This is a genomic window from Rhodococcus sp. 05-2254-2, from assembly GCF_002259095.1.
Classification (GTDB): Bacteria; Actinomycetota; Actinomycetes; order Mycobacteriales; family Mycobacteriaceae; genus Rhodococcoides.
On the sequence record NZ_NOZJ01000004.1, the window covers coordinates 191,859 to 211,867 of the forward strand.

Sequence of the window (20,009 nt, forward strand, 5' to 3'; positions counted from 1 at the left end):
GCCCGGCTTCGCGCCACGGACGGCCGCGCGCGTCGTCCTAGACGACTCCGAGGACCGCACCCGCTACTGTCGCTCCCGTGAGGTGGTAGCTCGCGGTGACAGCTCCGAACACGAATGGTTGTGGAGTGTGGGGCGTCAGCGCGTTGGTCAATGATGCTGCAGCGGAGGCCAACCCGACACCCAGTCCAACGAGCACCCCGGATACCACGGCATCCGCGTTGATGGCGTCGAGAACGAGAGCGATCACGATGGTTGTCGCCGCCGAGCAGCAGAGCGGAACCACGTAGTAGGACAACGGGAATCGGCCTCCTGTCTGCGCCCGATCACGCCCGATCGAGCGATCCCATGTGCGCCCGAACAAGGGGCCGAACCACAGCGCGCCGAGTGCGTAGTACACAACCGCTGCCCCGGCTACTCCCAACCAGTTCACGACACTCCCCTTCGGCCCGGTTGAGTCACTCGGTCGACATCGGTCCAAGAAGTGGTGGTCATAGCGTGATCGTCTCGAGACCCGAGGCTCGGTGTATTGCAGAATTGCGACATGGAAGAAAGGCAGGTCGCGTCCAAGCCCATCGACGTTCACGAACGCTCCGGCGTGATGGCTCCTGCGCTTCTCCGTCGCTTCGACGCAACCTGGCACGAACCGGCTGCAGAGGTTCGAGATGTTGTCGACGCGTACTGGAGCGTGCGATGGGAATTGTCTGCGGACGAAACCGTCGAACAGCGAGTCCTCGAATTTCCGGCAGTCACGGTCAGTATCGAGACCGGTGCAGTGCCTGCGCCGTTCATGATCACCAATGTTCAACGCAGGGCGTGGTCCCGGACGATAGAAGGTCAAGGCTTCGTGTTCGCCATCCGGCTGCGTCCAGCTGGACTGGCTGTCGTATCCAACCTCGATCCCAAGAGACTTACTGCGGAGCAACCGATCACCGAAGAGACCGACCAACTTCTCTTCGGCATGCTCGGTAGCATTTCCGGGCAGGATTCGGCTGCCGACCATGCTGTACGGGCAGATTCAGTGATCACTGAGATGCTGGGGAAACGACCGGCGGCTGCCGAACATCTTCTCGCGAACGCCGCTGTCGATGCTTTGGCGCAGGGCATCGGCAGAAAACCCGGGCAATCGGTGGCAGGAATGCTCGGGGTCAGTGAACGTGCCGTGCAGAGGGCGCTGCGATCGTCACTCGGGATGGGCCCCAAAGCAGTCGCCCGACGGGTTCGACTACAAGAAGTGGTGCAACGTTTGTCGCTCCCCGCAGCCGATGCTGCCCGTATTGCTGCCGACCTGGGCTACGTCGATCAAGCTCACATGATCAACGACTTTCGCGGCGTCGCCGGAATTACGCCGGGAGCGTACCTTCGTGAACTCGCTGCACTCGGCCGCGCCTGAATGAGGGTGGCGAAAGCCTCTGCAAACTCAGCGTACTTCTTGGGAAGTCGGCCCAGCCTGCGTAGCGGAGTACTCGCTGCACTGCGCGCATCGGGTGAGCAGATCGTGTGTGCACGCGACGACGTGCGCGAGAAAGCGCTCGGCACTGGCGAGTCGAGCTTGCTGCCGTCGGACTCGGGCCAGATGGTCTGCGATGACTTCGGTTCGTTCGGGCTCGTCTCGATGAAGTATCACGCGGATGTCGGACAAGCTGATTCCCACGTCCTGACAGGCCCTCAGCACCCGCAGTCGACGCAGGTGTTCCTTGCTGTAATCGCGGTGACCCGACGAGAGGCGTTCGGGCACAACCACACCGACGTCCTCCCAATGTCTGAGGACGTGAGTCGGAACGTCGAGTTCGCGCGCAGCCTCTCCGATCTTCACTCGCCGATGGTCTCACATTGACTTCAGGTCGACCTGAACTATTACGTTCGTTCCCATGACGATCGACAGATTCGATCTACCAGAGCCGATCTTCGTGTCCGTGGGCGGCGATAGGGTGGCGACTTACGAGCTGGCTCCCGAGGTGGACGTGCCCTCAGTGGACGTTGTGTTCTGCCATGGAACTCCCTGGTCGGCTCAGGTGTGGGCGCAGGCCGCGCGCCACCTCAGCGCTGGCCATCGTGTCTACCTGTGGGACATGCCCGGATACGGCCGGTCTGCACAGGGATCCGATGTCCGGACCGACCTGCCCACCCAGATGCTGCGCTTCGCGCTGTTGCTCGACCACTGGAGGTTGAAGAGCCCCTTCGTCGTCGCTCACGACATCGGCGGTGCAGTCGCCCTGGGAGTCCATTTACTTCACGGCTGCGATTTCGGCGGGCTTTATCTGTGGGACGTGGTGACCCTCGACCCCTGGGGATCCGAGTTCTTCAGACTCGTCGCGGACAACGCCGAGGTCTTTGCCGCGTTGCCTGCACACCTGCACTCGGCGCTGGTTACCGAATACATCGCGGGAGCGGCACATCAACGACTGGACGCAGACATCGTGGCAATGTTGACCGAACCCTGGATATCCGACGAGGGTCAGCCCGCGTTCTACCGACAGATCACCGAACTGAGTCCCGAACACACGCGGCCCATCGTCGATGCCCTTCCCCGAGTCCGCTGCAACACCTCGATCGGATGGGGCGAACAGGACCCCTGGATTCCCGTCGAACAGGCGTTTCGACTGCGGCAATTGCTGCCGGGGGAATCGTCTGTGATCACTGTTCCTGGTGTGGGTCATCTGACTCCGCTCGAAGCACCGTCGGTCACCGCCGAAGCGTTGGATGCATGGCTAGGAATGCTTGTCCGAGAATTTCCGAAAAGCCCACGATCGTGCAGCTGACTCGTTGACATCGTTCGTCGAGCCGTCATAGTTGCGTCTCGTGGATACTGAGTTCCGTGGTGCTGAGACGAATGGGAACGTCCCTCATCGGAGGCCGAGGGGCCCAGTGGCTTCGTGAGCTGAACGAGCGACATCCATGGAGTCACAACGATTACTTCCACAGCTGGATTCTGGCGAATCTGCCGGACCGGCGTGGCCGCGCACTCGACATGGGCTGTGGACGGGGTGGCCTGGTGCGAGCCTTGGCTCCTCATTTCGAGCACGTCGTCGGGGCCGATGCCGATGCGGACATGCGCCGAATCGCAGTGGCCACGTGTGGCGACGTCGACAACGTATCGATCACGGATCGTCAACTGGATTCGTGGGCAGACGATTCGATCGATCTCGTGACCATGGTCGCCGTCCTGCATCACCTCGACATCGACGATGCCTTGCGTCATGTCGGGCGGATTCTTGCGCCGGGCGGCCGCATGCTCATCGTCGGGCTTTCGCCACCGCGAAGCGTACGAGATCTGCTGTGGGATTCGGTCTCCATCGTGACCAACCCCCTCATCGGATTTCTGCACCACCCGTGGCCGAGGACGGTGACAGCACCGCCGCCACCGTTCCCGATCAAGGATCCGGTGCTGAGCTTCGACGAGATCGAAGACATGACCGAAAAGTGGCTACCGGGTGCAAAAATGAGACACCGCATAGGGTTTCGACACACAATCGGGTAGACGAAGCCTGGTGTCGAGTAGAGCCGTCATGTCTCTCCTACGCGCAGAAGGCGAAAGCCTCTGCAGTAGAGCGTGAATCCGACGGCGGCACCGACAACGGCACCGATTATGGGTTGCACTTTTGTCCACCACTCGAGGAAGAGGCCGACTCGGACCTGCAAGGTGATGTCAGCGGTAGTCGCGTAGGCCCGGCTCATTTGGCCGGGTTCTACGTACAGGGTTCCGGCCCATCCCGACACGGACGCGAGCAGACCCACCGTGAGCCCTAGTGCGGCGAAGGCAAGAACAACTGAGCGCATGGGGGCACAATATCGGTGCTGGGCAGAAACAGGTGTCGCGAACGACAAGGAAAGGACGCGCCTCGAATGTGGGACTTACACAGTCCGGGCGTGCTGCAGTTGCCGTCGGGCAGTCTCGTTCGTGGACGTGCCTTGCGTGTTCCGACACCTGACGGTCCGTTGCCGGACTTCGGGATCTACCTGCAGGGCAAGGATCCAGGCGAGTTCGAGTGGGACAGTCGATGGGTTCGTTGGCCCGACTTCCGGCTGCCGTCCGACTCGAAAGAGCTCGAGGTCGGACTACGAGAAGTATTGCGCCGCTGTGCAACCCAGAGAGTCGAGATCGCGTGTACCGGCGGTGAGGGGCGAACGGGCACCGCACTGGCCTGCCTGGTTGCGCTGGACGGTATGCCGGGAAGTGCTGCAATCGACTATGTCCGGAGCAATTACTCGCACCGCGCTATCGAAACGCCCTGGCAGAGACGCTATGCGAGGACATTCGTGAAACCGAGCTCTCTGCTCTGAGCAGAATCTGCGACCCATCACGGACAGGAGGCCTAGGCTGCGATCATGGGCCAGGTCATACGAATCGATGAGCGTCGAGCAGCGCGCGCGGTGGAACCCCTGTGGCGCGAGGTGGTCGGCAGACGACTACGCGAACGCAGACACGCCCGCGGAGATACCCTCGCCGACACCGCCGCACGCGCAGGTATTGCGCCGCAATACTTGTCGGAGCTCGAACGCGGCCGCAAGGATCCGTCGAGCGAAATCCTCGCGGCCGTCGTCGGCGCATTGGGCACGTCGATGGCCGAAATCTCACGCCTTGCGCATCACGACCTCTCGCGTGGCGATGCGACGTTGATGGCCGCCTGACGTCCCTCGAGAACCTGATCGACGACCCCGTATTCGAGAGCAGCCGGTGCCGTCAACACCAGATCTCGGTCGGTGTCGTGTCGAAGCGTGTCCACGTCGCGTCCGGTGTGTGCCGCCAGAATTGCCTCCATCTCCGCCCGCACTCGGACGACTTCGTCAGCGGCCAAGATGAGGTCCGGGATGGTGCCGCGTCCCTGCGCCGCAGGCTGGTGCAACACCACCCGGCTGTGGGTGAGCGCAGAGCGTCGTCCCGGTGCGCCGGCAGCGAGTAGTACTGCACCTGCTGCCACCGCTTGACCCACACATGTTGTGGCAATGGGTGATCCGATGAATTGCATCGTGTCGTAGATTGCGAGCATGGCAGCGGTGTCGCCGCCCTCGCAGTTGATGTACATCGAAATTTCCTGGTCGGGGGAGTCGGCCTCCAGATGCAGCAGCTGCGCGATCATCGCATTCGCGACCCCTGCGTCGATACCGGTACCGAGATAGACGATGCGCTCACTGAGCAGATGCGAATAGACGTCGACGACGCGTTCTCCGCGCGAATCTCGGGTGATGACATTGGGAATCGTGTACGTGCTCATCGGGCCAACTCCATTCCGAACGATGCCCGTCGCGCAGGCATGACCTGATCGAACGAGTCCACGATCGCGTCGACGAACCCGTACTGGAGGGCTGCTTCCGCGGTGAACCAACGGTCGTGCAGAGAGTCGTCGAAGATCTGCTCGCGTGTTTGTCCGGTGTCGTCGGCAATGAGCCCGAGCACGGTATCTCGGGTATGACGCAGATCGTTGGCCTGTACTTCCACTTCGACTGCCGACCCACCGATGCCGGCGGATCCCTGATGCATCAGTATTCGCGAATGCGGCAGGGCATATCGCTTGCCGCGCGTACCGGAGGACAACAGGAATTGACCCGCGCTGCAAGCCAACCCGAGTGCAAGCGTCGACACGTCGCACGGCACCAGCCGCATCACATCGCGGATCGCGAGCATCGCGGGAACCGATCCGCCGGGGGAGTGAATCCACAGAGCGATGTCGGCCGAGGAGTTGTCGGCGGCCAATGTCAACAAATGGGTGGTGAGGACCGTGCCGTTGTCGTCGTCGAGGGGGCCGTCGAGCACCAGGACTCGATGACGCAGGAGTTGGTTGCGGAGTTCGGGTGGGAACATTCGTGGCGTTTCGCTCATGGTTCGAGTGTGAGTCCCAATTCGATTGCATGCCAATAGTTCTGCTGTAGGCAGCGGGTCTGCTCACAGCTTCGCGGGTGCCAGATGGACAATGGAGAGATGACTGCACTCGAGTTCTCCGAATCCGTCCTCATCGATGCGTCGGTCGACGACGCGTACGCCGTTGTCTCCGACATCACCCGAACAGGCGAATGGAGCCCGATCTGCCAGGAGTGCTGGTGGAACGAGGCCGACGGCGGTGGCGTCGGATCGACCTTCACCGGCCGCAATGTGGTGCCCGGTCGCACGTGGGAGACCGTGTCGACGGTCGCCGTAGCCGACCCGGGTCGCGAGTTCGCGTGGGTGGTGGGCGACAACTTCGTTCGCTGGGGCTATACCCTCGAAACCGTCGATGGCGGAACACGACTGACCGAGAACTGGAACTTCCTGCCCGACGGCATCGCCTTCTTCCACAGCAAGTTCGGCGACGACGCGCAGAAGGAAATCGACACTCGCAGCCAGGCGGCACTCGACGGCATCCCCCGCACCCTGGCCGCAATCAAGCGAATCGTGGAAGCCGAAGCCTGATTCCTGTCGGCCAGGTGCGCTGCCTGTCCACTGTTCGAGGCCGACGACGGAATCCCGCCTTTCGGCGCGAATTGTGGACACTGAGCGCACCTGCGACCGATAGCCTGTCCGCATGGCAGCGACGGTTCTGCGGATGTCCACGGTTCTCGAATCACGAGGCCCGGCAGCGGCCATTGTGCTCACTGACGAGCAGGTCGCGTCCCTCGGTTCCACCAAAACGCCACCAGTTCGGTTCACGATCGGTGGTCAGACGGTGCGTGGGCGCATCGGCCGAATGGGTGGCGAGAATTTGCTCGGACTCAACAAGAGCGTTCGCGCCACACTCGGAGTCGAGGCCGGAGACACCGTCGACGTGACGATCGAGTTGGACGACCAGCCGCAGGTGATCGAGGTTCCGGCGGCGCTGGCGACAGCCTTGGACGCGGATCCGGCTGTCCGAGCAGCGTTCGATGCGCTGGCACCGTCGACGCGAAAGGAACACGCAAGGTCTGTCGCCGACGCGAAACGGGACGACACTCGCGAGCGGCGTATCACGGCAATCGTCCAGTCCCTGCGGCCCTGAGTGCTGCCGGCCCTGCGACGTTGCAAACGCGCGCGCATTCGTCAGGTGTGCGCGATTCCGCCATTGACCAGGTGACCAATTCGCGAGCGTCTCGCGAACGCGCGCGCGTTCGCGATGGCCGTCGGGGCTCACACCACCGCAGCGGGTGTGCTGGAAGCGATGGCCGGCGTCGGGGTGTTCTCCGACGACAGGCGAGTGAGGATCTTGATCGCCGAGGTGATGTCGGACAGTGAACGGGTGAACGGAATGCGCTGTCGATCGTCGAAGGCGTACCCCGTTCCGAATCTCAGTCCGGGTGCCAGCAGCAGTCCCTGCGACTGGGCGTCGGCGACGAGATGGCTGGATCGAATGCCGTCGGGTAGGGAACACCACAGTGCCAGGCCGCCGTCGGGAACTCGAAAGTGCCAGCCCGGCAGATGATCACGCATCAATGTGACGGTGTGATCGCGGGCCGTTCTCGACGCCTCCGCGCGGACTCGTCGTACCTCGTCGTACTTACCCAACAACTCGATTGCCGCCAGTTGATCGATGATCGAGACCGAAAGTTGGCGTCGCGCATAGGTTGCGGCGACCCGCGCCAACAGACCGGCTTCGGCGCGAACCCACCCGACTCGCAGCCCGCCCCACACCGTCTTGCTCGTGGACCCGATGATCACGGTCGCCACGTCCGGAGTGGCGGCTCCGAAGGGCTCGATATCCGGTGAACCGTCGAGAGACAGATCGGCTGCAACCTCGTCGACGATGGTCAGTACGCCGTGGCGGTGCATGGTGGCGGACAGCTGTCGGCGTGTGCTCAGGGGGAGTCGGGCACCCGACGGATTGGAGAAGTCGGGCATGAAATACGCCAACGTCGGTGCACTCTGCCGCGCGGACCTGTCGGCGGCAGCCACGAACTCGTCGGTGTTGTCCGGATCGATGGGCACCGGGATGCAACGACCGCCGAGGGAGTGGACGAGTTCGACGACACCCGGATACGTCGGGTGCTCCACCAATACGCGGGCCCCGGGCTCGGTGAACGTCGCCAACACAGCGTGGATGGCGTCGGTGGCACCGGAGGTGACGAGGATGTTGTCGGCGGTGGTCGGCACTCCGCGCCCCCGGTAGTACGCGGCGATGGACTCTCGGAGCTCGAACAAACCGGACGGAGCGTACCCGCCCAAGGTGAAACGATCTCGAATCTTCTCTGCCGCAACACCGTACGCGTCGGACAACAGCGGCGATGCCGACGGGGAGGCGTTGACGAATTCCAGATTCGCAGTCTCTCGGTCGCCGGCCAGTGAACCCCACGACGGCATCGAACCCGTCGGCGAGACGTAGGTACCCGAGCCTCGCTGGGCGCTGATCCACCCACCCTCGCGCAGGTGCCGGTATGCCGATGCGACCGTCACCCGACTGACGTCCAAGCTGATCGACAACGCCCGCTCGGCAGGCAAACGCGTCTGGGCCGACACCTCACCGTTCTCGATCAACCGCCGCAACTCGTCGGCGATCTCGAGGTAGAGCGGACCACCGGATCGGTTCCGCAACGTTGCTGGGTCGATCCGTGCGGCCAGATCCCGGGCCGTGATGGCGGAGGCGTCGAACGAGTCCATGCATGCCACTCTCGCACACTGGACTGCATTATTTGGGGCAAAAGCAGTCCATTGTGGTCACATGATCGCAATTGGAGCTGTATTGGTCCTGTCCATGGTGGGTGCAGGGTGGACTGTGGTCGCTCTGCACGAGGGCGGAAGAAGCGGGCCTGCCGGGCCGCCGCGGAGTCGTGTTCAGTCCGACTGACGCTCGTTCCGGCTCAGCGAGTCGGTGCAGAGCCTCTGGCGATGCAGCGAAACCCGATGTGGGACATGCCGGAGTCGACGGGTTGCGCTTGTCGAGCAGCGGGACGATAACGGCGGCAATAGTTCTCGGCGCACAGATGGGACCCGCCCTTGATGACCCGACGCGAGATGGTCCCGGCGGGATCGTTGCTGCCCGCGGCCGACGCGACCCGCGGATCGATCGCGGGTCCGCAGCAGGCGTGGGTGGCGGTTTCGCTGTGATCGGTGCGGTAGAAATCCGCCGTCCACTCCCACACGTTTCCGGTGGCGTCGTACAAGCCGTAGCCGTTGGGTGGATACGAGCGTACGGCCGTGGTCCTACGATCGGCGACCGGTTTGAGGTTCTGCCAGGGGAATTCCCCGATCCAGTAGTTGGCCAACTGCGTACCCATCGGTGCCAGTTGATCTCCCCACGCGTAGGCCGCGCCGTTCAACCCGCCGCGAGCCGCGCGTTCCCACTCGGCCTCGGTGGGTAGTTCCTTGCCCGCCCACTGGGCGTAAGCGTTCACGTCCTCCCAGCTCACATGCGTGACCGGATGCAATTCGCGTCCATCGATACCGGAACCCGGGCCCTCCGGATGCGCCCAGTTCGCGCCCGGAATCAGCCGCCACCAGCCCTGCCAATTCGTCAGATCCACCGGGCCCTGCGTCGGGGTGAACACCAGCGAACTCGGCACCAGACGCGTTGGATCCGCATCCGGATAGTCCGCCGGATCCATCGGCCGCTCGGCCACCGTCACGTACCCGGTGGCTTTGACGAACCGTCTGAACTGAGTGACGGTCACCGGCGTCTCGTCCGCCCAGAACCCCTCGACACTCACCTCGTGAACGGGCGCTTCCTCGGGATAGTCGGCCCAGTCCGATCCCATCCGAAACCGGCCGCCGGGCACCCACCGCATACGGGGGAAGGGTGGGGCACTCATGGCGGTGATCGTACACATCGATGGGGAATGCCATTGCGCTGTCACGGAATTGAACGGCTTCGATCGACCTTCGCCTTGTCTGTGCACCCCCTGAGTCCTCGCAAACGCGTGCGCGTTCGCTGAACGCGAGTGGTTTCGCGTCACGAATTTGCGCGCGTATGACGAATGCGCGCGCGTTTGCGGGATCGGGAGCCGGCCAGCGACACCCAGGCCCCACCAGCGACATCCCAGCTCGCAGCCGCAGTACCCGTCAGTAGCGAAACGTGATGCTTGCCACTTCTCAAACCCGCTGTTATCTTGGAAACACATTCCATCAGATGGAATTGTTCATGGAATTCAGAGGAGTGGACAGTGGCATCTCGTTCCAACGAAGTACCCGTCGCAATCTCGGGTGCGGGGCCGGTGGGTATGGCGTTGGCCATCGATCTCGCCCTTCGCGGTATCCCGAGCGTGCTGTTCGAGAAGCGTTCGGAGGAGGAACGAATCGTCGCGCGCGCCAACATGACCAACGTTCGCTCCATGGAGCACTTCCGACGCTGGGGCATCGCAGATGCATTGCGCGACAACGATCCTGTGAGCCCGTTGGTCTATCGTGACGTCGCCTTCGTGACCCGTCTGACCGGCCACGAGGTCTTGAGATTCCCCCGCGCATACGAGTGGTCGGAGCGGCTGCCCATCGCATCCGAGGTCGCGGAATGGGCCCCGAACGAGGCAATCGAGAGGACGCTGCGGGACCGCGTGAAGTCCCTTCCGCTGATCGATCTCCGCTTCGAGAACGAGGTGAAGAAATTCGAGCAGGACGACCACGGGGTGACCGTCACCGTCTCCACCCCGGACGGTGAACAGACACTGCTGGCGCAGTACATGGTGGTGTCCGAGGGCAGTCGCAGCCGACTCCGTCGCGACGGACTCAACGTCCGAATGGAAGGTCACCCCAACCTCGCGCGCAGCTTCCTGTGGCACATCAAGGCTCCGGCACTGGCCGAGCTGTGGAAGGCCACACCGATGGCCTCGATGCTGCTGTTCTACAACGAGGACCGCGCCGGCGACAGTCTGGTTCCGCAGTCGGGCACCGATCACTGGGCCTACTTCTGCTCGCCCGTACCCGAGGACGTCGACGGTGACGACTGGGAAGCGTGCCGCGCCATGCTCTTTCGTGCGATCGGTGAAGAGTTCGAGGTCGAGCCGCTCGCGGGCGGCACCTTCATCACCCACTCGATCCAGGCACCGCGCTTCGACTTCGGCCGCGTACTGCTGGCCGGCGACTCGGCCCACATGGTCTCGCCGATGGGCGGATTCGGCATGAACATCGGTATCGGTGATGCTGCCGACCTGGGCTGGAAGCTCGCCGCGTTGCTCGACGGTTGGGGCGGCCCCCTGATGCTTCCGAGCTACAGCATCGAACGCGGTGAAGCAGCGCGATTCATCCTCGCCGGTTGCGAGAGCAATCAGGCCGTGGGTTCGCGCGAACTGGTGCGCGACGGTATCGAGGACGACGGCCCCGTCGGCGAAGCGATCCGCGCCCAGGTGGCCGAGGACATCGCGATCCAGAAGGCCCGTCAGTTCAAGCGAATGGGCGGCCAACTCGGCTACCGCTACTCGTCGTCTCCCATCATCTACCGTGACGGAACCGACCAACCTGCACCGTCTTTCGAGGACTACGTCCCGTCGTCCTATCCCGGAAATCGTGCACCGCATCATTGGCTCGCGGACGGCTCGTCGCTGTACGACCACCTGGGGAACGGCTTCACGCTCCTCGTGCTCGGCGACGTCGATCACAGCGCACTCACCGACGCAGCTGCCGAACGCAACGTGCCACTGCAGATCCTCACCGTCGAGGACCCCGACCTCACCGATCTGGGTGAATTGTATTCCGCCAACGCAACATTGATCCGCTCGGATCACCACGTCGCGTGGCGCGGCGACGCACTACCCGACGATCTCGATCATCTGCTCGATGTCGTCACCGGGTCAGTGTCCTTCGCCTGAACAGTCACACCGAACCGCAGCCACACCCAACCGCAACTCCCAACAATGAAAGGCCCACTCTCATGCCCAAAGTCACCCGTCTAGGCCACGTCGGACTGTTCGTCGCCGACCCCGAGATCATGATGGAGTTCTACTCGACATTCCTCGGAATGACCGTCACCGACCGCGACGAACGCCGCGTCTTTCTCAGTTCGCGGCCGTCGGAGGAGCACCACGAGATCCTGCTCGCGAAGAACCTCGAGCGCCACACCGATCCGCAGCAGCTCTCGTTCGTCGTCGATTCGTTGGCCGACCTGCGTGCGTTCTATGCCCAGATCGTGGAGCGCAAGTACGACATCGACCACATCAGCAATCACGGCAATGCGCTCGGTTGCTACTTCCGTGACCCCGAGGGAAACCGAGTGGAGGTGTACTGGCACACCGGAATCGAATGGCCGCAGCCGTTCAGCGAGCCCATCGACCTCTCGCTGTCCGAGGAGGAGTTGCGCAGCCGCCTCGACGAGATGGTCGCGGCGTAGGAAACCCGGCCGGGACCGCGGAGGAGAAGAGCGTTGAAAGAAGGAATGATCGCCGAGGTGGTGGCGTTCACCGGCCACAACGGCGACCGCATCGAGGGCTATTCGGCTCGACCGACCGCTGCCGAGCCGGTGGGCAGCGTCGTCGTGCTGCACCACGCACCCGGGCTCGACTTCTGGTGCAAAGAGGTGGTCCGACGGTTCGCCGAGTGCGGATACGCGGCGCTCGCGCCGAATCTCTATCACCGCCGCGGTCCCGGTCACTGGGCCGAGGTCGCTGCGGCGGCCCGGGCCGAGGGATTGGGAAAGGCCATGCCCAACGACCAGGTGATGGGCGACATCGCCGGGGCCACCGACTACGTCAAGTCGCAGCCCGGCTCCAACGGTAAGGCCGGGGTGATCGGATTCTGCTCCGGCGGACGGCAGGCCTTCCTCGCGGCGTGCGACGTGCCGGCGTTGGACGCCGCCGTCGACTGCTGGGGTGGAAGCATCGTGCCGCAGGCTCCCGATCCGACGAAGCCGAACGCCCCGTCGCGGGGAGTCATTCATCGGGCTCCGGACATGTCGGCTCCGCTGTTGGGGATCTTCGGTAACGACGACACCAATCCGGATCCGACGCAGGTCGACGACATCGAACGTGAGCTGACCAGGCTCGGCAAAGATTTCGAGTTCCATCGTTACGACGGTGCGGGACATGGGTTCTTCGCTACCGACCATCCGCATTACCAGCAGGCACAGGCGGTGGACGGCTGGAAGAAGGTCTTCGCCTTCTTCGATGTGCACTTGAAGTCCGACGCATCCTGATCGACTTTCAGGCGAGGGTCGAAACGCACAGAAAACCCGAAGGAATTGAGGGTTGTGTGATGGCCCTCACATGGCTAGTCTCGATTCCGTACCTCGGAATCGCATTCCACGAAGGCCACGCGAGTAGTCCACGAGACCGCGTGAGCACCCCGCACGCGCTCTCGAAGGAAGAACCCCAATGTCTCTCACTCCCTCCCGTCCCACCAGGGCCGGGTCGAAGTCCGCGAAGTTGATGGTCATCGCGGCAACCATGTCGGCCGTGCTCGCCGGCTGCGCCGCCGAAGCGGCATCACCGACCGGCACCGCCACCGGCGGCTCGACGGCCGTAGCAACGGACCAGACCAACACCTCGGCTGTCACCGACCTGGTCGACTACACCGGAGGAACTGCAGGCGCGGCCGATCAGAGCCTCGAACCCGTCACCATCGGATGGGTCAATCAGCAGGGCGGTGCCCTCGGATTCCCGGCCGCCACCGACGGTGCCGAGGCTGCCGTGAAGTACGTGAACGAGAACCTCGGCGGTATCGACGGGCATCCGCTGAAGCTCGAGACGTGCTTCGTCGTCGAGAACGAGCAGGACGGCAACAGTTGCGGCCTGCAGCTGGTCAACGATCCGGACGTTCGGACCGTGCTGTTCGGCTCGACCATCACCGGCAATCAGTCGTTCCTGGCGGTCAACAAGGGGCAGAAGCCGATCCTGATGGCCAACTCCATCAGCTCCACCGACGCTCAGAGCGACAACGTCTTCATCTACAACGGCAACCCGTCGTCGATCTTCCGTGGACTGACGACCTACCTGGACACCGTGGTCGGCGCGAAGTCTGTGGCGCTGATCTACCCGCAGAACGCTCAAAGTGCCGATGGTGCAAAGGTTCTGCAGACCGCACTCGACTCCGTGGGAATCGAGGTCAAGGCCGTCGGCTTCGACCCCTCGACCACCAACCTCACCGCAGCAGCAGTGGCCTCGGGGGCATCGGACGCCGACGCCATCGTGCCGCTCGTCTCGACGCCGCCGACGTGCGTGGCCGCGGCCAAGGCCCTCGACACGCTGGCCGTGACGGCCCCCATCATCGGAGCCGGCTCGTTCTGCTTCACCGACCAGGTGGCGCAGGGGCTCGGTGGTGACGCACCGAAGTGGCAGCAGATCTCCACCCAGACCAACGTCGCCGACATGAGCCAGCCCGACGTCCAGTCGTACATCGACGCCTCGACGACCGCCGGACTGTCCGAGACGTCCCAGACCACTCCCGACGCCGCCCTCGCCTGGGGGTTGGTCGCCACAGCGACCCGATTCCTCAATGCCGCAGGCGGTTCCGAAGCAACCGCGCCGGCGATCGCCGAACAGGCGAAGTCCTTCACCGGCCCACTGCTGTTGGGTAGCGCCACCGTCGCTTGCGGCGCGAACACCGCCGAGCCGGGCCTGTGCGGTGCCCAGACTCGAGTCTTCGAATACACCGGCGACGGCTCGTACACCGCGCTCACCGACTGGCTCGAACCATCGGGCACCTGACACATCGATCTCCGACAGCCCCCACACTCTCGAGAAAGAAGACCATCATGACCGCTGTAGCCAACGACACCGTCGAACATTCCAGCCCCGCGTCGAGTCCGGAAGTCCTCATCGAACGAGCACGATCCTTCCGTGATCACCTGCTCGCAGAACAGGATTCGACCGACGCTCGCGGCACCTACTCGCCCGAGACTCACGAACTGTTCAAGGAGGCCGGCTTCTACCGCACCTTGCTCCCACAGCGTTTCGGTGGGCTCGAATACGACGTCACCTCGTTCGTCAGGATGATCATCGAAATCGCCCGCGGCTGCCCGGGTTCGGGCTGGTGCCTGTGCCTCGCCTCCGGTCACGGACTGCAGATCGGTGGATTGTTCGACGAGAAGGCGCAAGCCGAGGCGATCGGACCCGGCGGGGACTTCGCAGCCCCGATGCGCGGCGTGCCGATGGGTACCGCGACGCTGCAGGACGACGGTCGCTGGAGCGTCGACGGAACCTGGGACTACTGCTCGGGATCGCCCTACTCGACCCACGCCATTCTCGCGGTGCGCCTCGTCGAAGGCGGCGAGAAGACCGGCCAGGGCTTGGCTCTCGTTCCGCGCAACGGCTGGATCCTGCAGGACGATTGGAAAGAGCGCGCGTTCGGTATGCGCGGCAGCGGCTCGAACAGCATCACCGTCTCCGGCACCGCGGTGCCGGAGGAGAACGTGGTGCGCGGCAGCCTGCTGCAGTTCCGCGGCGGACTGAAGACTCCCGGTTACGAGCTGCACGGCAATCCGATGTACGCAGGCCATCCCATGGGCTACCTGCAGCTCGAGATCACCTCGGTACTGGTGGGCTGCGCCTGGGCCGCGCTCGACGAGTACGAGCGCATCCTGCGGACCAAGAAGACCATGGGCCCCAACCCACTTCCGCGCTTCACGTCCCCGGATTTCCAGCGCTACTGGGGCGTCGCGGCCGGCAAGATCCGTGCGGCCGAGGACATCCTGGTGAAGATGAGCCAGCACTACTCCGAGCTGTGCGCGTCGTCGGTACAGGATGGCGGCGAGTTCGAGCCCGAGGACCTGATGAACATCAACGCCAGCACCCACCACGCCGTCAACCTCGCCTGGGAAGCCGTCGAGTTGCTGTTCCGTACCTCGGGAACCAGCGAAGGCGGCCGAAACGGCTCACGCATGCAGCGTTACTACCGCGACATGTCCACGGCGCGAACCAATGTGGGCCTGCAGTGGGAGACCTTCGCGCAGATGTTCGCCCAGGAGCACTTCGATCTCTCGCCGGCACCGCTCGCGTGATGGCCGGGCCCTCGATTCGACTCGGGCGGGCGTAGCGCATGGATACCGTCTTCCTGTTCGCTCTGCTCGGGTTGGGTACCGGCGCACTGATCGCGATGATCGCGGTCGGCGTCGTACTCAGCTGGCGCGGTAGCGGAACGATCAACATCGCGGCCGGTGCCGTGGTCATGGTCGCCGGCTACCTCTTCTGGTCCCTGCGCACCGGGTTCTTCGCCCCCGCATTGACCACTCCCGCAGCAATAGTGGTCACGCTGCTGGCGATGGCTCTGCTCGCCGTCATGGTCGAGTTCGCCGCCGTCAAACCGCTCAGATCCGCCTCGCCGCTCGCCAAACTCGTCGCGTCCATCGGCGTACTGCTGCTGCTGCAAGCAGTGGTGCAGCTCGTGTTCGGCACCGCTCCGCTCAACAGCCCAGCGGTATTGACCGACTCGGTCGTCGAGGTCGGTGGCGTGACAGTGCCGGTGGCACAACTGATTCTGGCCGCAGTGGTCGTCCTGATCTCGACGGCACTGGCGGCGCTCTACCGCTTCACCCGCTTCGGAATTGCGACCCGCGCGGCGTCGGAGAGCGAGCGTTCGGCCGTCCTGGCCGGGTTGTCGCCGTCGTCGATCTCGCTGGCCAACTCCGTACTCGCCTATGTCACGGCCGGCTTCGTCGGCATCCTGGCCGCCTCCATCGTCGGAGTCAGCGCCTCGACGCTGCCGCTGCTGGTGATCCCGGCCTTGGCCGCTGCGTTGTTCGCGGGTTTCAGCTCGATCGGAATTGCCTGCGCAGCAGGTCTTCTCATCGGGATGGCCGAGTCGCTGCTGTCCTACGCCTCGACCATGGCCTGGTTCCCGACGCAGGACGGAATCACTCCACCCGGGTTGCAGCAGCTCACAGAGTTCCTGCTGATCGTCATCGCACTGTGGTGGAAGGGTTCGACACTGCCGCAGCGCGGCGAATTCGTCGGACGCTCGCTCCCGGCGGTACCCCGCCAGGAGCACCTGCTGCGCCGCGTCGGCCCCGTCTTCGTCGTCGGAGCGATCGCACTGCTCGTCCTCCCCTCGGACCTACGTCAGGCCATCACCACCGGCCTGGTCGCGACCGTCCTGTGCCTGTCGTTCATCGTCATCATGGGATACGTCGGGCAGCTGTCGGTGGTGCAACTCGCGCTCGCCGGATTCGCCGCGTTCGCAGTCTCGCGGCTCGGCACCGAATTCGGTCTCGGCTTCCCGGCCGCCCCGATCATCGCCGTTCTCGCGGCGACCGCACTGGGCGTGGGAATCGGAGCCGCGGCCCTGAGAGTGCGCGGAGTGACCCTGGTGGTGGTGACCCTCGCCGCGGCCGTGGCCATCGAACAATTCGTGTTCGCCAACTCCGAATGGGGCGGCGGTCAGACCGGCGCACCCGTGGCCTCACCCACACTGTTCGGATTCAACTTCGGACCCGACTCCGGCCTGCGCGGACTGGACGGCGCACTACCGAGCCCGGTGTTCGGACTCGTCGCACTGGTGGTCGCCACCCTCGCATACATGGGTGTGGTCTACCTCCGCAACAGCGACCTCGGTCGTCAGATGTTGGCCATCCGCTCCAACGAACGTGCCGCAGCCGCAGCCGGAGTCAACGTGCGGACGGTCAAGATCGTCGCCTTCGGCATCACCTCGGCTCTGGCCGGAGTGGCCGGCGTGATGTACGCCTACCAGTTCGGCACCGTCTCGGCGAACAGCTACGGGATCTCCGTCGCGCTGACTCTGGTGGCGAGCGTCTACGTACTCGGCGTGACGCTGCCGCAGGGAGCCGTGCTGGCCGGCTTCGGAGCGATCGGTTCGGTGATACCGCTGATTCTGCAGAAATACGTTCTCCCCGCAGACCACATCTCCCTGTACGTGCAGCTGCTCATCGGCGGCGGTCTGCTGCTCCAACTGCGGTTCTTCCCGGACGGCCTGCTCGTGTCGAGGTCGATCAAGAAGGAACGCAAGACGACCGGTATCGACACCCTCGTGCCGGAACTGCCACGGATGAAGAGCGTGCGAACATGACGACCAACGTTCTCGAAGCCCGCAACATCGAAGTACGGTTCGGCGGCGTGCACGCGCTGCGCGGCGTCGACCTGCAGGTACGCCCGGGCCAGATCGTCGGCCTGATCGGACCCAACGGAGCAGGCAAGACCACCTTCGTCGACGCCATCACCGGGTTCGTTCCGGCCGGTGGGTCCATCGAGATCGGTGGTCGCGACGTCAGCGGCCTGCGTCCCCACGCACGAGTACGACAAGGTCTGTGCCGCACCTGGCAGGCCGTCGAGCTGTTCGACGATCTGACGGTGGCGGAGAACCTCGCCGTGGCCTCACGTCAGCCCACCGTGAAATCGACGATAGCCGGCATGTTCGGCCTCGGCATCGACGATATCGCCGGCGCAACAAAGACTCTCGCTGACGTGGGAATCGGCCACCTGGCTCGGGCGCTGCCCACCGAACTCTCCGAGGGGCAACGCAAACTCGTCGGAATCGCCAGGGCGCTCGCGTCCGAGCCGGCGATTCTGTGCCTCGACGAGCCCGCCGCCGGCCTTGATACCACCGAAAGTTCGTTTCTCGGAAAGCAATTGCGCAGCCTGGGTGATCACGGAACACCGATGTTGCTGATCGACCACGACATCTCGTTCGTGTTCGGAACCTGCGACTACGTCGTCGTACTCGAGTTCGGTCAGGTGATCGCCCAGGGGCTGCCACACGTCGTGCGATCCGACCCCCGTGTGATCTCGGCGTACCTCGGTCATGACGTCGCCTCGGCAGGAAAGGACCGGACATGAGCGCAGTTCTGAGCGTCGATCATCTCTCGGCCGGCTACCAACGGTCGGCGGTCGTTCGCGACATCGGCATCGAGGTCGGGACAGGCGAGGTGGTGGCTCTGCTCGGGCCCAACGGCGCAGGCAAGACCACCACTCTCAAGGCAGTCTCGGGGCTCGTGCGTTCGTTCGAGGGCGGGGTGAGCCTGCAGGGGGAGAGCCTCGAGGCACTGTCACCGACTAACCGGGCTCGCCGCGGCATCGCCCACGTGCCCGAAGATCGAGGACTGTTCTTCGGTCTGACCGTCGCCGAACACTTCAAGTTACGCAGGCGCGGTGAGACTCTCGATGCCGACCTCGCTTTCGACTACTTCCCGGCGCTGACGAAACTGAGCAACCGTCTTGCGGGAGTTCTCTCGGGAGGCGAGCAGCAGATGTTGGCCGTGGGCCGGGCGCTCGCCCGCAAACCGGCGCTGCTGCTGCTGGACGAACTCAGCCTCGGACTCGCGCCGGTCATCGTGCAGGCACTGCTGCCGGTCATTCGCCGGTTCGCCGACGACACCGGTTGCGGCGTCCTGCTCGTCGAGCAGCACGTGGAGCTCGCCCTCGGAATCTCGGACCGGGCCTACCTGATGGCCCACGGCGACATCTCGGCCGGACACGACGCCCAGGTACTACTGCAGGACAAGGGGCTGGTCCGAGCCAGCTACCTGGGCGGGGACCAATGGGACGCAAGCGAAGCGGACCTGGCGACAACAACCACCACCACAGAAGGAGAGAAATGAAAATAGGAATCATCGGAGCCGGACGAATGGGTCAGGCATTGGCCGGACTCTTCACTCGGGCCGGACACGACGTCATCCTCAGCAACTCGCGCGGCCCGGAATCGTTGGCGGACATCGTCGACGAGTTCAACGGACACTGCTCCGCGGGAACGGTGCAGGAGGCCGTGGACAGCACCGACCTCGTCTTCCTGGCCACCCCGTGGGGCAAGACCGCCGCGGCCGTTTCGGTCGTCGAGAACTGGGACGGCAAGATCGTCGTCGACACGACGAACAACCGGACCGCCCCCGGTCCGCAGGGCGTCATCGACATCGGCGGCCGGATCTCGAGCGAGGTGGTCGCCGAGTACGTACCGGGTGCGCGAGTGGTCAAGGCGCTCAACGTCACTCCCATCCACATCATGGCGACCACACTGTCGGCCGGAGCCGATCCTCAGCACGCGGTCTACATGGCAGGCGACGACGACGACGCGAAGAAGCTGGTGACAGATCTCCTCGCGACCATCGGTGGTGTCGCCATCGACACGGGCGATCTGCACACCGGCGGAGCGCTTCAAGGGATGGGCGGTGCACTGCCCGGTGACATGGACATGCTCAGCGTCCCGGCCGCCGAGGCCAAGCTTGCTGCAGCCAAGAGCTAGACCTACCAACACAATTCGAGGAGAA

The 20,009-nt window shown here is 64.1% G+C and carries 23 protein-coding genes; 16 read left to right on the forward strand and 7 right to left on the reverse strand.

Annotated elements, in window-relative coordinates; genetic code table 11:
• Positions 1–37 precede the first annotated feature (37 nt).
• On the reverse strand, positions 38–430 hold the full coding sequence (locus tag CH283_RS28225) for a DUF1761 domain-containing protein (protein WP_176460187.1): 393 nt from the start codon (positions 428–430) through the stop codon (positions 38–40).
• 111 nt (positions 431–541) lie between these two features.
• Between CH283_RS28225 and CH283_RS06960 the strand changes: the two genes are divergently transcribed.
• Positions 542–1,390, forward strand: a complete 849-nt coding sequence (locus CH283_RS06960) for a helix-turn-helix domain-containing protein (protein WP_094640724.1) — start codon at positions 542–544, stop codon at positions 1,388–1,390.
• 27 nt (positions 1,391–1,417) lie between these two features.
• On the opposite strand, the gene CH283_RS06965 is transcribed toward CH283_RS06960, so the two are convergent.
• Positions 1,418–1,813: a MerR family transcriptional regulator gene (locus tag CH283_RS06965; RefSeq protein ID WP_094640725.1), complete on the reverse strand. Its 396-nt coding sequence runs from the start codon at positions 1,811–1,813 to the stop codon at positions 1,418–1,420.
• A 55-nt stretch (positions 1,814–1,868) separates the two neighbouring features.
• Between CH283_RS06965 and CH283_RS06970 the strand changes: the two genes are divergently transcribed.
• The gene (locus CH283_RS06970; protein ID WP_094640726.1) at positions 1,869–2,759 is read left to right on the forward strand and encodes an alpha/beta fold hydrolase; all 891 of its coding nucleotides are present in this window, start codon (positions 1,869–1,871) and stop codon (positions 2,757–2,759) included.
• Positions 2,760–2,830: 71 nt separating this feature from the next.
• A complete protein-coding gene (locus tag CH283_RS06975) occupies positions 2,831–3,478 on the forward strand; it encodes a class I SAM-dependent methyltransferase (protein ID WP_094640727.1) in 648 nt (215 codons plus the stop codon).
• A gap of 26 nt (positions 3,479–3,504) precedes the next feature.
• On the opposite strand, the gene CH283_RS06980 is transcribed toward CH283_RS06975, so the two are convergent.
• A complete protein-coding gene (locus tag CH283_RS06980; RefSeq protein WP_094640728.1) occupies positions 3,505–3,777 on the reverse strand; it encodes a hypothetical protein in 273 nt (90 codons plus the stop codon).
• A gap of 66 nt (positions 3,778–3,843) precedes the next feature.
• Here CH283_RS06980 and CH283_RS06985 point away from each other — a divergent pair, with 66 nt between their 5' ends.
• Complete coding sequence (locus CH283_RS06985; protein ID WP_068055161.1) at positions 3,844–4,281, forward strand: protein-tyrosine phosphatase family protein; 438 nt, start codon at positions 3,844–3,846, stop codon at positions 4,279–4,281.
• Positions 4,282–4,326: 45 nt separating this feature from the next.
• A complete protein-coding gene (locus CH283_RS06990) occupies positions 4,327–4,629 on the forward strand; it encodes a helix-turn-helix domain-containing protein (protein ID WP_255183123.1) in 303 nt (100 codons plus the stop codon).
• On the opposite strand, the gene CH283_RS06995 is transcribed toward CH283_RS06990, so the two are convergent.
• Entirely contained in the window at positions 4,587–5,213 is a 627-nt protein-coding gene (locus CH283_RS06995; protein ID WP_094640729.1) for a ClpP family protease, read from the reverse strand. The genes CH283_RS06990 and CH283_RS06995 overlap by 43 nt on opposite strands.
• Positions 5,210–5,818: a ClpP family protease gene (locus tag CH283_RS07000; protein WP_094640730.1), complete on the reverse strand. Its 609-nt coding sequence runs from the start codon at positions 5,816–5,818 to the stop codon at positions 5,210–5,212. The genes CH283_RS06995 and CH283_RS07000 overlap by 4 nt, the downstream gene beginning before the upstream one ends.
• A 99-nt stretch (positions 5,819–5,917) precedes the next feature.
• Here CH283_RS07000 and CH283_RS07005 point away from each other — a divergent pair, with 99 nt between their 5' ends.
• Positions 5,918–6,385, forward strand: a complete 468-nt coding sequence (locus CH283_RS07005; protein WP_094640864.1) for an SRPBCC family protein — start codon at positions 5,918–5,920, stop codon at positions 6,383–6,385.
• A 112-nt stretch (positions 6,386–6,497) separates the two neighbouring features.
• Positions 6,498–6,947 carry a YdeI/OmpD-associated family protein gene (locus CH283_RS07010; protein ID WP_094640731.1) on the forward strand — a complete coding sequence of 150 codons (450 nt, stop codon included), beginning with the start codon at positions 6,498–6,500 and terminating at the stop codon, positions 6,945–6,947.
• 128 nt (positions 6,948–7,075) lie between these two features.
• Here the strand turns inward: CH283_RS07010 and yczR are convergent, their stop codons facing one another.
• On the reverse strand, positions 7,076–8,539 hold the full coding sequence (gene yczR, locus CH283_RS07015) for a MocR-like transcription factor YczR (protein ID WP_094640732.1): 1,464 nt from the start codon (positions 8,537–8,539) through the stop codon (positions 7,076–7,078).
• A gap of 200 nt (positions 8,540–8,739) precedes the next feature.
• A complete protein-coding gene (locus CH283_RS07020) occupies positions 8,740–9,687 on the reverse strand; it encodes a formylglycine-generating enzyme family protein (protein WP_255183124.1) in 948 nt (315 codons plus the stop codon).
• 351 nt (positions 9,688–10,038) lie between these two features.
• Here CH283_RS07020 and CH283_RS07025 point away from each other — a divergent pair, with 351 nt between their 5' ends.
• The 9 genes from CH283_RS07025 to CH283_RS07065 all read left to right on the forward strand — a co-directional run bounded on the left by CH283_RS07025 (position 10,039) and on the right by CH283_RS07065 (position 19,984).
• A complete protein-coding gene (locus CH283_RS07025; protein ID WP_094640734.1) occupies positions 10,039–11,676 on the forward strand; it encodes an FAD-dependent monooxygenase in 1,638 nt (545 codons plus the stop codon).
• A gap of 62 nt (positions 11,677–11,738) precedes the next feature.
• Positions 11,739–12,194, forward strand: a complete 456-nt coding sequence (locus tag CH283_RS07030) for a VOC family protein (RefSeq protein ID WP_068055139.1) — start codon at positions 11,739–11,741, stop codon at positions 12,192–12,194.
• Positions 12,195–12,227: 33 nt separating this feature from the next.
• Positions 12,228–12,995 (forward strand): dienelactone hydrolase family protein, encoded by a 768-nt coding sequence (locus CH283_RS07035; protein ID WP_255183125.1) that lies wholly within the window; start codon positions 12,228–12,230, stop codon positions 12,993–12,995.
• Positions 12,996–13,173: 178 nt separating this feature from the next.
• Entirely contained in the window at positions 13,174–14,505 is a 1,332-nt protein-coding gene (locus CH283_RS07040) for an ABC transporter substrate-binding protein (protein ID WP_094640736.1), read from the forward strand.
• A 47-nt stretch (positions 14,506–14,552) separates the two neighbouring features.
• Entirely contained in the window at positions 14,553–15,797 is a 1,245-nt protein-coding gene (locus tag CH283_RS07045) for an acyl-CoA dehydrogenase family protein (protein ID WP_068055127.1), read from the forward strand.
• A 38-nt stretch (positions 15,798–15,835) separates the two neighbouring features.
• Positions 15,836–17,818, forward strand: a complete 1,983-nt coding sequence (locus CH283_RS07050) for a branched-chain amino acid ABC transporter permease (protein ID WP_094640737.1) — start codon at positions 15,836–15,838, stop codon at positions 17,816–17,818.
• On the forward strand, positions 17,815–18,585 hold the full coding sequence (locus tag CH283_RS07055) for an ABC transporter ATP-binding protein (protein ID WP_094640738.1): 771 nt from the start codon (positions 17,815–17,817) through the stop codon (positions 18,583–18,585). Before CH283_RS07050 ends, CH283_RS07055 begins: the two co-directional genes overlap by 4 nt.
• Positions 18,582–19,346 (forward strand): ABC transporter ATP-binding protein, encoded by a 765-nt coding sequence (locus CH283_RS07060; protein ID WP_094640739.1) that lies wholly within the window; start codon positions 18,582–18,584, stop codon positions 19,344–19,346. Before CH283_RS07055 ends, CH283_RS07060 begins: the two co-directional genes overlap by 4 nt.
• A complete protein-coding gene (locus CH283_RS07065) occupies positions 19,343–19,984 on the forward strand; it encodes an NADPH-dependent F420 reductase (RefSeq protein WP_176460188.1) in 642 nt (213 codons plus the stop codon). Before CH283_RS07060 ends, CH283_RS07065 begins: the two co-directional genes overlap by 4 nt.
• Positions 19,985–20,009 lie beyond the last annotated feature (25 nt).

Excerpts from the sequence above, each read along its gene's own strand:
- CH283_RS07060 (WP_094640739.1), top strand. The coding sequence starts at position 18,582 with ATGAGCGCAGTTCTGAGCGTCGATCATCTCTCGGCCGGCTACCAACGG.
- CH283_RS07045 (WP_068055127.1), top strand. The coding sequence starts at position 14,553 with ATGACCGCTGTAGCCAACGACACCGTCGAACATTCCAGCCCCGCGTCG.
- CH283_RS06970 (WP_094640726.1), top strand. The coding sequence starts at position 1,869 with ATGACGATCGACAGATTCGATCTACCAGAGCCGATCTTCGTGTCCGTG.
- yczR (WP_094640732.1), bottom strand. The coding sequence starts at position 8,539 with ATGGACTCGTTCGACGCCTCCGCCATCACGGCCCGGGATCTGGCCGCA.
- CH283_RS06985 (WP_068055161.1), top strand. The coding sequence starts at position 3,844 with ATGTGGGACTTACACAGTCCGGGCGTGCTGCAGTTGCCGTCGGGCAGT.
- CH283_RS07065 (WP_176460188.1), top strand. The coding sequence starts at position 19,343 with ATGAAAATAGGAATCATCGGAGCCGGACGAATGGGTCAGGCATTGGCC.
- CH283_RS07005 (WP_094640864.1), top strand. The coding sequence starts at position 5,918 with ATGACTGCACTCGAGTTCTCCGAATCCGTCCTCATCGATGCGTCGGTC.
- CH283_RS07055 (WP_094640738.1), top strand. The coding sequence starts at position 17,815 with ATGACGACCAACGTTCTCGAAGCCCGCAACATCGAAGTACGGTTCGGC.
- CH283_RS06960 (WP_094640724.1), top strand. The coding sequence starts at position 542 with ATGGAAGAAAGGCAGGTCGCGTCCAAGCCCATCGACGTTCACGAACGC.
- CH283_RS07010 (WP_094640731.1), top strand. The coding sequence starts at position 6,498 with ATGGCAGCGACGGTTCTGCGGATGTCCACGGTTCTCGAATCACGAGGC.
- CH283_RS07000 (WP_094640730.1), bottom strand. The coding sequence starts at position 5,818 with ATGAGCGAAACGCCACGAATGTTCCCACCCGAACTCCGCAACCAACTC.
- CH283_RS06980 (WP_094640728.1), bottom strand. The coding sequence starts at position 3,777 with ATGCGCTCAGTTGTTCTTGCCTTCGCCGCACTAGGGCTCACGGTGGGT.
- CH283_RS06995 (WP_094640729.1), bottom strand. The coding sequence starts at position 5,213 with ATGAGCACGTACACGATTCCCAATGTCATCACCCGAGATTCGCGCGGA.
- CH283_RS07050 (WP_094640737.1), top strand. The coding sequence starts at position 15,836 with ATGGATACCGTCTTCCTGTTCGCTCTGCTCGGGTTGGGTACCGGCGCA.
- CH283_RS06990 (WP_255183123.1), top strand. The coding sequence starts at position 4,327 with ATGGGCCAGGTCATACGAATCGATGAGCGTCGAGCAGCGCGCGCGGTG.
- CH283_RS07030 (WP_068055139.1), top strand. The coding sequence starts at position 11,739 with ATGCCCAAAGTCACCCGTCTAGGCCACGTCGGACTGTTCGTCGCCGAC.
- CH283_RS07020 (WP_255183124.1), bottom strand. The coding sequence starts at position 9,687 with ATGAGTGCCCCACCCTTCCCCCGTATGCGGTGGGTGCCCGGCGGCCGG.
- CH283_RS06975 (WP_094640727.1), top strand. The coding sequence starts at position 2,831 with ATGGGAACGTCCCTCATCGGAGGCCGAGGGGCCCAGTGGCTTCGTGAG.
- CH283_RS07040 (WP_094640736.1), top strand. The coding sequence starts at position 13,174 with ATGTCTCTCACTCCCTCCCGTCCCACCAGGGCCGGGTCGAAGTCCGCG.